This is a genomic window from Sphingopyxis sp. (assembly GCF_016793825.1).
Taxonomy (GTDB): Bacteria; Pseudomonadota; Alphaproteobacteria; order Sphingomonadales; family Sphingomonadaceae; genus Sphingopyxis.
Map to the genome: position 1 here is coordinate 22,061 of NZ_JAEULM010000012.1, position 11,448 is coordinate 33,508.

The window sequence follows — 11,448 nt, forward strand, 5'->3', positions numbered from 1 at the left end:
TTTTCTCGACCTATTACCCCCGCCACGTCGCGTCGCGTCGCGTCGGGAAAACGCTCCGCGAACCAAGAAGCGCGTTCAACTCGCGCACGTTGCGCTGGATACCCGACACAGCGATGATGGCAGGTGACGTGATGGAAAATCTGGCGAAACTGATTGGTGCTGCTCACAAGCGGCTTCATGAGGTGGATGCGTCACCGCTTAAGCTGACGGCCCATCCGGACGTGAAGGCGCCTGCGACCGAATAGATACGACGCCGAACAACGGTCGGAATGCTGGCGGCGGATATCCAGCGGGCTCTGCGGACGGGCGGCGCGCCAGCCCATGTGACGACGAATGGATGCTCGCACAAAACTGGCCGTTCTACTGGGGTCGGCAGCGCGCCATGTTCAGGATCGCGGCATGAAACCCGAAAAGCTGGACTTCGCCCGCGGCTTCGAGCTCTCGGCACAAGCTGACATGATATGCGTGTGGACGCGGTGACGGCCCGCGAAAGGCTGGCACATGTTCGCTGACGGCTTGGTGAAATTCAGGCAGCTTCCGGCTCGATAAGGGCGCCGCTAGTTGTGGCCTAAGCGATTGTTGTGCGCTGGGACTGATATCGATATTGTTTTACCAGCGGCAGGTGTCGGCTTCGTGCTCTTTACCGCTATTCTGAGATATATCTACGGCAGCGAGCGTCGGTGCTTGCCTCGCGGATTTCGGAAACAACCCGTTTTTTTATAATATCAGTTGATGAGCTGTTGATACAAAATGACATCGGGTATTAAGCTACCACGACACTCAATTGTAAAGATCCGGCCAAGCGGTACATATCCGCTGAGCTTGCATTTGCCGCCTTTATGACGACATCGTCCGTCTGGTCATAATATCGCTCAGATTGATCCATCAACACTTGATCGCCAGCGACAGTTTCGAGTTCGCCATTATAGCTGACTGAAACATCGCCGAATTCATTGCTGTCGAGACCGGAAAGCACAACTTGGTGACCCGTGTTGCAATTACGATAAACCTGGAGCACCAGCCGATCTTCCAAGACGGTGCCGCCGACGACATCGAGCGTGCAATGGACGGGAATCCTCAGAACAAGCCGAAGCGTCGCCGAGCTGGCAAAGGCGGCCGTCGGTGCAGCAGTCAGCGCAGCTGCGGTCAAAACTGCAATCGTTCGTTTCATCGTCTGTCACCCCTATGGATGACACGCTATTAACGATGAGCCGTTGCGGACGAGATAAGGTAAATGGTTAAGGCGGGATTATGAAAATGATCAATTGGCATCGACATCGACGGTGATGCGGTCGCGGTAACGGCCGGCAAAATTGTGCGTCGTATCGCCCAGCGTGATCGCGAGTTCATAGCTGGCACCCAGTATGGACATCGGCGGGGTCCGGTTCAGCGTCTGGACATTGGCGAGCGATAGCGCGTTCCCGTCAAACGTCGCGCTATAGCTGAGCGGAGTCAGCGAAGGACTTTGCAGGTTCCGCATGATGCCGCCATTTTCCGATGTCAGCCGCACCTGGACACTGGAGTTGGCCCAGACGTTGATGAAAACCCTGCCGGTCTGTCCCGTTTGAGCATTGGGGAAGTTGATGGTGGCAGGCGCCATGCCGATCGAGGTGAGCGAGGGCGACGGAGCGCCCGAGATGCTGATTTCGGAACGTGCGGGAACCGCCATTGTGACGATCGGGATAGCGCCGCCAACCGGGACCGGCTCGTTGGCAGCTGTTTCGCCCCGCAGCGTCAGGCGGCCCGTGTAGAGGCCGACAGGGACGATCTGTTGTGCCTGGACGGTGAACCGGATAGAAAATTTCTCGGAGCCGCCAGCGGGCACGTTGACATTGAAGGGGCCGAATTCGTTCGGCAGCGCGCCACTGTTTGCACCTTCGATGCGGTAAGCAAGATACTGTCCACCTGCCGTCATGTTGAGCTGGCCGTCGAGCGGCGCGATGTAGAAGCGCCCGAGGCAAGCTTCGTCGCCACTGTTGGTCACCGACACGCGCAAATCAACCACCGTATTCTGCGGAGCGAAGGGGTCGTAGACGGCCTGGAGCCCGCCGCCGCTCGTACTGGCCGACAGTTCGCAAGCCTGTGCGCCCGTAGAGAAGGTCAGCAGCGCCCACGCCAAGGTCATGGGAAGATATTTCATCGTGATACTCCACCCCGAAGTTCCCCGACATCGACCAAGCCCTCGGCTTCATCGGGAACGGTGATTTCGCCGATCGACGTCGTCTGTCCGGACAATATCACCCGATAGCGGCCCGGCGCGACTTTCAGAACCGCCATACGCCCGGTGCGGTTGGTAAAGAATTGCACGGCCTTCGCTTCGCTGCCGGCAAGTGGTTCGAGCATGCCGGTCGCATAGGCCATCGGGTTCCCCGCATCATCGATCAGGCGGCCGAGGACGGTATTCGATGCCGCCGACCCGATGGTAATCGCATATCCGCTCGCTGCACCGGGCAGGATATCATAGCGGCCCGGGCCGATGTCGTAACCGATCGGAAGGTCGGCGATGTCGATATTCAGGGTCGAGGGCTGATAAGCGCGCCGAACGGGTACGAGCGCGGGCCCGAGCACCCCGGTCTTGGCCGTCGGGCCGATGCTGAAGGAATCGGAGACGACGACCTCGGCATCGCGCAGCGTCTTGTGGCGGTCGACGATGGCGAAGCCGCGCGCGGCGTCGCGGCCGATCGCAACCTTGCCGTCGGTGAAACCGATGCCAAAGCTGGCAGCGAGATCGGTCGACTGTTGCGTCATGCCGTCAAAGCGATCGTAATTGTGCCGAATGGCGGCGCGGAAACGATTCGAATAATGCTCGATGTCGACGTTGAAAGCTTCGCCGTTGTCGGCGCGAACGGCCCCGAGACGGACGTCGGTCTGGTCGAGACCTTCAAAGCCCAGCATCTGGAAATCGGCCGAGACGCGGTTGCGGCGCGTATCATAGCTTGCGCGCGCCGATTTGCGCGGGCCCAGCGGTATGCTGATCGAAAACAGCCCCCGATGCTCCGCCCCCCGCTCGTCGTGCCGATAGGAATAGTTGAAATTGGCATTCACCGGGCCGATGCGGCGGTTGGCGGAGAGTCCGGCCGTCCATGTATCGGCCAGCGAAAAGCGACTCCAGCTATAGCCGGCGGTGGCGCTGACATAGGTGTCCTCGCCGATCGGGGTCTGGTAGCGGGCATTCAGATCCCAGCTGTACCGATTTGGCTGCCCCGATCGCTCCATCGGAGAAAAGCGGGCGCTCCGATATTGCAGATCGACGTTGAAACCCGACGTACGGTTCCCGGTGGATCCCGATTCCATACGATAGCTGATCGTGAAGGCGGACTGCCTCGATTCGACGTCGCTGAGGTCGAATGCCGATTCGAGCCCGATGATTCCGATCGGCATGGCGACGATGGCCTGACCGCTAATCAGGGCATTGTCCTTGTCCACCTGAAACGCCCCGCCCAGCGTCAGGCGATCGGTGATGCCGCGCAGGTAGAAGCCCGAGAAGATCGGCGATTCATCATAGGCGGTGCTGACGAATTCGCCGAAGCGGTTGCGCCGGAACCCAACAGTCGCGGAGAAGATCGATACGTCGGCGTCGACCAGATCGATGTCCGAGAAAAAGGACAGGTTGATCGTTTCGGTCCGCCCGTTTTCTTCGCGAACGACGAGTTGGACATCGTTCAGCCCGTTCAACGACGGGAAGTCGCGGATATCATATTGTCCTGGCGCCAGGTCGAGCGAACGATAGATCGTACCATTCACCAGCACGTCGACCCGCGAGGGACGTTCGATGATCAGCGCGCCGCGACCGGCCGGGCGCAGGTTGCGATAGGGCTGGATGGTCTGATAAAGGCGTTCGATGCCGGCGCCGACGACGCTGGCGGGGGCGGTGTAGGAACCAAAGACCTGCGGTTCGACGTCGCCCAGCGAATAGCGTATCGCGCGGCGGACATCGTCGTGAAACAGCGTAGTACGGCGGCGGGATATTTTCCCGCCTTCCTGATAGTCCCCCTGGAACGTCAGGTTGAAACCGTCGATGCCCCCGATGTTGGCAAAGCCGTCGGCTGCGATCTCGAAAGGCTGGCGATCGATGTCTCCGAAATTCGACCGATGTTCGAGACGCTGGCCGATCGAAAAGGTAATGCCGGCCGAGGCGCTTTCAGGCTGCGTCAATCCGCCGCGGCGGAACTGCGACTGATCGACGATGCTCAGCGCGTTGATCGCGCGCGCCTCAAGCGGCACGACGACATTGAGGCGCAGGCTCGCAAAATCGAAAGCGATGGTGATACCGCTGTCGTTCAACTCGGTCAGCGGCACCATATTCGCGCCCGAGCCTCGCGCTCGGAGCGCCTCGATCGTCCCGGGCGACGCCACCGGTTCCAGCATGACGAGCAATTGCACAAGGTCTATCGACGCCACGCCGTTAGTATCGGTTTCGACAGCGATGTCGCCCACAGGCGCGCCGTTGACCGTGGCGGCCACGTCGAGCCGAACGCGCCGCTCGGCGGCCGCGGTGGCCGTCGGCACCTCCAGCAGCGCCGAAGCTGCCGCCGACACTGGCGTCAGGCCGGTCGAGCAGGCCAAAAGGCAGACAAGTGACATCGCGGCTCTACTGTCCTGTAGAAGGCAACTCGTATTTCGCCGTCGCGCCCTCCCGGACGAAGCTGGCGCTCACCGGAAGCTCGATCACCCGGCGGGTGCCGGGTTCGATCAGCGGCTGGGCAATGGCTTTTTGCAGCGCTTCGCCCTCCAGAATCTCGGATGCGCCATTGGCCGCGGTAAAGGTCCAGCGTCCGGTGCGAAGCCGCGTGTAGCGGCTGCCTTCATTCGACACCGTAACCGTCAGCTTGGCGGCTTCGGCGCTTGGAGCGACCGTCTCGACGACGACGTTCGGTTCCGAATTCGGCGGAGAGACCGCTGCGAGCGTCCCGAGATTGAACAATACCTGCACGCCGCTGTCGCCGGATCCCGACATGTCCACGGGCTGCTGGGCGATGGTCACCGAATAGAGCACCGTCCTGGTGATCGGGGCGCCGACATATTGGACGCGAAACGTCTGAAAGCCGTTGCCCGGCACGATACCCTGCGGCGGAAAGATCAGAAAGTCATCATCGGCGGGTGTCCGCTTTTCGCTGCCGTCCGGAAGGATTTCGCGCCGCTCGACAAAGACGTCGACCGGGGTCGGCTGCGCCGAGGTGTTTTCGACGCGCAGGTCCTGACGCGCACCAGTGCCGCTCGGCGACAGGTCATAGGACATCGGCTCGACGCGCACGCCAGCGTGCGCGGGACTTGCCGCGAACAACATTGCGGCGGCAATGCCGCGCAGCAGAAAAACCATCTTCAATTTCATCCCCCCGCGCCCCCAAGCGCTTCGCACCCGACATTTAGTTGGGCGTGATTTCTATCGTAACCGTATCGATATATTCGCCCGCGAGCAGGCGCGGCGGAATCGCCGGAATCTCGACGCGCAGCACGCCGCTGCTGCCGATCGCCAGTTCGGGGAATGTCGCGACCTCGTCGCTCTGGAGATTTTGCAGGCTGATCGGGGCGAAGGCCAAGCCCGCAACGCCGCTCTGCGATAGCAGATAGGGGATGCCCTGCGTTCCGCGGACCAGCGCCCCGCCATTTTCCGAAGAGACACGACGCGTAAAGCCCTCGAGGTTGTTGCAGGTATAGGTAACATTCGACACGTCCTGCGCGCCGGTACCCATTTGCACAATCGCGAGCGGGGTATCGGTCTCTACGGTGCAAACCGGCACGACCGTCCCGTAAATCAAAGTCGTCGCGCTATCCTCGGGTCCTTGCGGCACAGGCACAAGCTGCGCCGCCGCCGGTGCGGTGGACAGAAGGCAGGCCAGGCCAAAGAAGCGGATAAAGCGCATCGAATATGCTGAAGTGCAGGGAGGGACGGCCGAAGCCGTCCCTCCACCGAACTTAGTTAGCGCTGATCGTCCAGGTGATGGTGTCCTGGTACGTGCCGGCATAGGCCGCACCGGTCGGACCCGAGGTCGTCACGCTGACGGCAGCCGACTGCGGCGTGATCAGGGCAGCGTTGGCGCCCAGTGCGTTCGAGTTGAACGACTGGTTCGACGTGAACGAGCCGGGGACGCCAGCGATCGCGAGCGAATAGGCATAGGTCGTGGCGTTGGCGCCATTGTCCTGGTCCTTCAGCTTGAAGCCGTTCAGCGACGTGATCGAGAAAGTGAAGCCGGCAGCATTGTTGCACTGTGCGGTGATGTCGCCGAGCGCGGTGGTGCCGTTGAGATTCACGCCGCCATTGCTTTCCGGACCGTCGACGTTGCAGACGAGCGGAACATTGGCATAGATGACCGTGGTGTCGGCGAACGCCGGCGTCGAAATCATGGTAGCGGCGGCAACGGCCGCGAGAGCGAGCTTCTTCATCTGGTAATTCCTTACTACATTTGGGTTGAACGAAACGTCGCGCATTGCGCACCGCCTCAAGTTTCCCCTTCGAGAAGTCTGGAATGGCTCCGGATACGACCGGACCGCGACTCGATTCCCCCCATCCCCAAAAGGTAAACAAGGGGTTAAGATTTTCTTCCCGAGTCGTGCATCCCCAACATTGGTGAGAAATGGCCGGACTGCCATATCGGGCAAAAGTGTCCCGAAGCAGGACGTCTTCTTATTCAAATGGTTAAGCGAATTTCCGCTCAAATTAATCACTGCATCGCCGCGATTTGCGCCAAAATTCCCAAGAAACTTTACGGTAAATTCACCGTATGTTAGCGTGACATCGTCCAAGATCCGCGGACCGGGCGGAATGGACGGGGGGGGGGATTTGGTCAGCGAAGCGGGGGCGCCTAGTCCACGGGTGCCAGAACAAGCACGCGATTTTTACGCGGCAAGTCTCGGCTGGCTGGATAAGGAAGCTCAGCCCCGGGTAATGGTGGATTCGCGCTTGGAGATTCTGTGGCAGAACGACGCCGGCGCGAAATTGCTGGCTGCGCGCCATGAGCTGGAGGCGGTGAAAGGAATTCTCACCACAACCAAACGTGTCCAACAGCACATGCTTGCACAGTTTATTGGCGATGCACGCGATGATCTGACGACCTTACAAATTCCTCGGAAGGATGAGCAGGGCTTCCTGCTGCTCCGCGCAGTTCGCCTGGACAGTGATATCGTCGGCTGCGTCGCAGTTCGAACCGGCACCGAATATAAACCAAATTTCCTCGATCTAGACCTCGCCTTCAATCTGACAACGTCGGAACATCGCGTCCTGATCGGGTTGCTTGATGGAAGAGATGCCGACAAGCTCGCGCGCCTTCACGGGGTTTCGCTGGATACGACGCGCACCCATATACGGAATTTATATGCGAAGATGGGAGTGAATAGCCGCGAAAGCATGTTCGCCCGCGCCCTTCCGTTCCGGATATGAAATCTTCCGCCGACCGATCGCCGTCGCCTGACTCGATTAGCAGGGCGGCAATTGCCCCATCATCGGGCCGATCATTGTTGAAAACGACATCCCAAAGATATGTCATCAACGGCCCGGGCTGGCTTCCAGCACTCGCAGCGCTAGTCTTAGCCGACCGCTTCCCGAGACATCATATCGCTGTGGCCTACGACGCAACCGGCGCCAGCCAAGACTTAGAGCCTTTCATATTTGACGAATTGTCAGACGATATAAAACGGATCATTGCCGACGCTGTAGTTCGGCAATGGGACGACTTTGTAATCGCGGGAAGTGGGCAGATAAAAACGGTGTGTAAGGCGGCGGGATTGTTCGATCCCGCGCAACTCATAGTAGATGCTATGCGCCGACTGCCCTCAGTCCCAGTGGAGATCGCGCAAACGCCGCAATCCTCGTCGGTCTGGATTGACTTACGAACATTTGCCGAAAGCTGTTCTTACGTCCATGTCTTTTCGACGACGAACTCGCGGTGGGTGGAATGGGACGGATCCCTTCACCTGCCTTGCCCAGTGTTCGCCGATTTTGACGATGGCAACCTTGACTGGCACCGACAATATCTACCTTTGGCCCCAAACCGGATATTAGTCCGACGCGTGGATCACATCGCGCCGTCGCGACCTTTGGACTTCTCACAGACGCCGACAGATCTGGCAACCCAATACCAGCGACAATACCCTTCCACTCTTCATTACTTGGAAGTTTTAATTGTCACTTTGGTAGACAAGTTGTCTGCGGCAGGATCGTAAAAAAGCTAAGGATTAATTAGGAGCGATCATATTGTGGAACCGCCGAACGACATTTGTATAGCTGAGGATAAAATGGATACATTTGGTGAGCGTCTTCGACGCTTGCGCATTAGAAAAGGTCTAAGCGCTACTGAGTTTGCCGCCGCTATGAAGGTTAGCGTAACGGCAGTTTGCAATTGGGAAAATGACGGCGCCCGGCCGAAACCGAACCGCATGGCAAGTATAGCCAAGACGCTCGGCGTCGATCCCCATTACCTCCTTGGCGGAGCTGTGTCGGAAACGTTTTCTGAGGAAATTGACCGCCTTCGCGGCGAGATTGCCGCTTTAGCAGGCGTCTCAAAAAAGCAAGTTAGAATCACCTTAGAGCTATAGGATGCCCCAGCGTATAAAATGACCGAAATGATGCTCGCTCAGGAATAGGTATTCGGCGCGCGCTGAGAGTGACAGGCTATTACTTGCGCGGACGGCGGCCAGGCTGCGGGCCGCCTTTGCCTTGCGTCCCGAGGCCGAGCTGGATCGCAAGTTCCTTGCGCTTTTCCGAATAGCTAGGGTCAGGACCCATTGATTTGCGGAGATGGCTGTGATTCAGGCGACCACGAAGGAGCCTGAATTTGAGCGATTTATTCTGGCTGACGGACGAGCAGATGGCTCGGCTTCAGCCCTATTTTCCGAAGAGCCATGGCCGCAAGCGTGTCGACGACCGGCGGGTTTTGAGCGGCATTATCTTCGTCAACCGCAATAGGCTGAGGTGGCGAGATGCGCCGAGGGAGTATGGCCCGGCGAAGACACTCTATAATCGCTGGAAGCGGTGGAGCGACAAAGGCATCTTCATCCGCATGATGGAAGGCCTGGCTGCACCTCAGGCGCCAGAGCGCAAGACGATCATGATCGACGCGACCTATTTGAAGGCCCACCGCACGGCGTCGAGCCTTGGGGTAAAAAAGGGGGTCAGGGACGCCTGATCGGCCGTACGAAGGGCGGCATGAACACCAAGCTTCATGCCGTAAGCGATGCAAATGGCCGCCCGATCAGCTTCTTCATGACCGCCGGGCAGGTCAGCGATTACACGGGCGCGGCCGCTTTGCTCGACAGTCTGCCCAAAGCACAATGGATGCTGGCCGACCGAGGCTATGACGCCGACTGGTTCCGCGACGCCTTGCAGGAAAAGGGGATCACGTCCTGCATCCCGGGCCGGAAAATACGCAGCAAGACCGTCAAATATGACAAGCGCCGCTACAAACGCCGCAACCGCATCGAGATCATGTTCGGCCGTCTGAAGGACTGGAGACGCGTCGCGACGCGCTACGATCGGTGCCCGAAGGCCTTCTTCTCTGCCGTGGCTCTCGCCGCAACCGTCATCTTCTGGCTCTGATCAATGAGTCCTGACCCTAGGCCCGGACACGAAATTTGCGATTCTCAAACCGTGAGGCGAGCAAGCATGAGTGGCCGGTGCACGAACCGCTGCGCGGATTGGTGCTAGCCTCGATGTAAAGCGGCCCAGCGATCGCCGCACCTGATTGAACGCGGGCTGCCGCAGGCGGACCCTTTCGGCTCCTTTACCTGAGGAGTCGAAAGATGAACATAGAGTAATCGCGGGGCGTGATCACCTTCTCAGGCGATCTGCGTGGGAATGGTGGTTGCCCCCCGATAGGTTGAAAAACGGGCTCACGATGGACACCGGGCCCAGCAACAAACGGGAGACAACCATGGACCAATTTATCGGCCTCGACGTGTCTTTGAAAGATACTTTCATATCGGTCCGCGAAGGCGGCAATCGGATATGGCGCGGCAAGTGCCCATCGGATCCTGCGCTGATAGGAGAGACCATCCGAAAACGCGCACCGAACGTAAAACGAGTTGTTTTTGAGACGGGGCCGCTGTCGATCTGGTTCTATCACGCCATGAAGCAGGACGGTTTGCCCGCGATCTGTATTGATGCTCGCCACGCCAAGGCAGCACTCGATATGGCGCCGAACAAGACCGATGCAAACGACGCGGACGGCCTTGCGCGTCTTGCCGAAGTCGGCTTCTACCGCGAGGTACGTGTGAAGACCTTCGACAGCATGCTGATCCGGACGCTTGTCGCAGCGCGCACTCAGATGCTCAGAACGACAACACAGATGTCGAACCAGATCCGCGGTTTGATGAAGACGTTCGGCCTGGTCGTTCCCGCTGGTGCCGGTCGCGTTTTTGAGGGTCACGTGCGCCGCCTTCTGGCGAGCAACGCCGGCCTCGAAAAGATCATTCTGCCAGTGCTAGAGGCGTGGCGCGGTATGCGCGCCCGTGCTGCAGAGTTGAGCAGGCAGCTCATCGCCTCGGCGCGTGCGAGCACGCAGTGCCAATTGCTTTCCTCGATTCCAGGCGTCGGCGCGGTAACTGCCTCGTCCTTCGTGGCGGCGATCGAGGACCCGAAAAACTTTCCGAAGTCGCGTGCGGTTGGCGCTTGGATCGGATTGACAACCCGGCGTTATCAGTCGGGCGAAGTCGATTGCGATGGTCATATATCCCGGCGCGGCGACAACCATTTGCGCGGTCTGCTATATGAAGCGGCAGTCGTGATACTCACGCGCGCCACGGCTGACAGTGCGCTCCGGACCTGGGGTCTCAAGCTCAGGGAGAAGATCGGCTTCAAGCGAGCCGCAGTTGCGGTCGCGCGCAAGCTCGCTGTCATAATGCATGCCATGCTCAAGACAGGCGAACTATTCGATCAGTCGATCGCTGCCAAAGCATGAGATGCAAGGTGAAGGGACCATACGTCTGCTGATTTAACCTTCTCTCTCTCTCTCTCTCCCGTTTGCTTCCCTGCTGGACGCGCCGAGCCGTCCCCGTCGGGACGAGGACAGGATCATTCCGTTAAGCTCGTTGCATGTGCCACTATCCCGGCAGATGCGTGATGAACATTGGAAGGTCCCATCCACGAAGACCTATCCTGCGGCAGGCATGTCCCGACCGCGTAAACGACCATGTACCCGACAAGCGGCATTGCTGGCACGTGTAAGCACAAGAAGCAGACGGCCTCACCTTGTTCCATCTGCGATACGCAATCGTAGATCAAAGACGTTCGCCAAAAGCTCGCTTGACGAGGCCACGATTAAACGACGAGCTTATCCAGATTGGCCCGATCAGCCCGCTGCGCCAGCGCCTGATCGACGACATGACCATGCGCCGCTTCTCGAAGGAGACGCAGCGCAACTATCTTCGCGATGTCGGACGGTTCGCGACCTGGCTCGGACGCTCGCCCCACACCGCGAGCGCCGAGGATGTCCGGCAGTTCCAGATCGAGCAGCA

11 protein-coding genes are annotated in these 11,448 nt (G+C 59.2%); 5 read left to right on the top strand and 6 right to left on the bottom strand.

The window, feature by feature from the left end; all coding sequences use genetic code 11:
* Positions 1–763: 763 nt before the first annotated feature.
* The 6 genes from JNM03_RS02585 to JNM03_RS02610 all read right to left on the bottom strand — a co-directional run bounded on the left by JNM03_RS02585 (position 764) and on the right by JNM03_RS02610 (position 6,384).
* Entirely contained in the window at positions 764–1,171 is a 408-nt protein-coding gene (locus JNM03_RS02585; RefSeq protein WP_294034085.1) for a hypothetical protein, read from the bottom strand.
* A gap of 90 nt (positions 1,172–1,261) precedes the next feature.
* Positions 1,262–2,140 (bottom strand): hypothetical protein, encoded by an 879-nt coding sequence (locus tag JNM03_RS02590; protein ID WP_294034087.1) that lies wholly within the window; start codon positions 2,138–2,140, stop codon positions 1,262–1,264.
* Positions 2,137–4,584: a fimbria/pilus outer membrane usher protein gene (locus JNM03_RS02595; RefSeq protein WP_294034089.1), complete on the bottom strand. Its 2,448-nt coding sequence runs from the start codon at positions 4,582–4,584 to the stop codon at positions 2,137–2,139. The genes JNM03_RS02590 and JNM03_RS02595 overlap by 4 nt, the downstream gene beginning before the upstream one ends.
* A 7-nt stretch (positions 4,585–4,591) precedes the next feature.
* On the bottom strand, positions 4,592–5,332 hold the full coding sequence (locus JNM03_RS02600; protein WP_294034090.1) for a hypothetical protein: 741 nt from the start codon (positions 5,330–5,332) through the stop codon (positions 4,592–4,594).
* 34 nt (positions 5,333–5,366) lie between these two features.
* Complete coding sequence (locus tag JNM03_RS02605) at positions 5,367–5,864, bottom strand: hypothetical protein (protein WP_294034092.1); 498 nt, start codon at positions 5,862–5,864, stop codon at positions 5,367–5,369.
* Positions 5,865–5,916: 52 nt separating this feature from the next.
* The gene (locus JNM03_RS02610) at positions 5,917–6,384 is read right to left on the bottom strand and encodes a hypothetical protein (RefSeq protein WP_294034094.1); all 468 of its coding nucleotides are present in this window, start codon (positions 6,382–6,384) and stop codon (positions 5,917–5,919) included.
* 397 nt (positions 6,385–6,781) lie between these two features.
* Between JNM03_RS02610 and JNM03_RS02615 the strand changes: the two genes are divergently transcribed.
* From JNM03_RS02615 to JNM03_RS02635, 5 genes are all read left to right on the top strand, one after another.
* Positions 6,782–7,378 (top strand): LuxR C-terminal-related transcriptional regulator, encoded by a 597-nt coding sequence (locus JNM03_RS02615; RefSeq protein ID WP_294034096.1) that lies wholly within the window; start codon positions 6,782–6,784, stop codon positions 7,376–7,378.
* Between the two features lie 815 nt (positions 7,379–8,193).
* On the top strand, positions 8,194–8,532 hold the full coding sequence (locus tag JNM03_RS02620) for a helix-turn-helix transcriptional regulator (protein WP_294034098.1): 339 nt from the start codon (positions 8,194–8,196) through the stop codon (positions 8,530–8,532).
* 239 nt (positions 8,533–8,771) lie between these two features.
* Positions 8,772–9,532, top strand: a protein-coding gene (locus JNM03_RS02625; protein WP_294034100.1) for an IS5 family transposase whose coding sequence is annotated in 2 segments (ribosomal slippage) — positions 8,772–9,096 and positions 9,096–9,532 — 762 coding nt in all. Because the reading frame shifts where the segments join, the coding sequence is not laid out codon by codon here.
* A 334-nt stretch (positions 9,533–9,866) separates the two neighbouring features.
* Positions 9,867–10,892 carry an IS110 family transposase gene (locus tag JNM03_RS02630; RefSeq protein WP_294034102.1) on the top strand — a complete coding sequence of 342 codons (1,026 nt, stop codon included), beginning with the start codon at positions 9,867–9,869 and terminating at the stop codon, positions 10,890–10,892.
* A 344-nt stretch (positions 10,893–11,236) separates the two neighbouring features.
* Positions 11,237–11,448: phage integrase N-terminal SAM-like domain-containing protein (locus tag JNM03_RS02635; protein WP_294034104.1), on the top strand; the 212-nt coding region annotated here is incomplete at its 3' end.

What these genes read in the sequence shown, in the direction of transcription:
- JNM03_RS02605 (WP_294034092.1), bottom strand. Translation starts at nt 5,864, where the DNA reads ATGCGCTTTATCCGCTTCTTTGGCCTGGCCTGCCTTCTGTCCACCGCA.
- JNM03_RS02600 (WP_294034090.1), bottom strand. Translation starts at nt 5,332, where the DNA reads ATGAAATTGAAGATGGTTTTTCTGCTGCGCGGCATTGCCGCCGCAATG.
- JNM03_RS02590 (WP_294034087.1), bottom strand. Translation starts at nt 2,140, where the DNA reads ATGAAATATCTTCCCATGACCTTGGCGTGGGCGCTGCTGACCTTCTCT.
- JNM03_RS02610 (WP_294034094.1), bottom strand. Translation starts at nt 6,384, where the DNA reads ATGAAGAAGCTCGCTCTCGCGGCCGTTGCCGCCGCTACCATGATTTCG.
- JNM03_RS02630 (WP_294034102.1), top strand. Translation starts at nt 9,867, where the DNA reads ATGGACCAATTTATCGGCCTCGACGTGTCTTTGAAAGATACTTTCATA.
- JNM03_RS02585 (WP_294034085.1), bottom strand. Translation starts at nt 1,171, where the DNA reads ATGAAACGAACGATTGCAGTTTTGACCGCAGCTGCGCTGACTGCTGCA.
- JNM03_RS02595 (WP_294034089.1), bottom strand. Translation starts at nt 4,584, where the DNA reads ATGTCACTTGTCTGCCTTTTGGCCTGCTCGACCGGCCTGACGCCAGTG.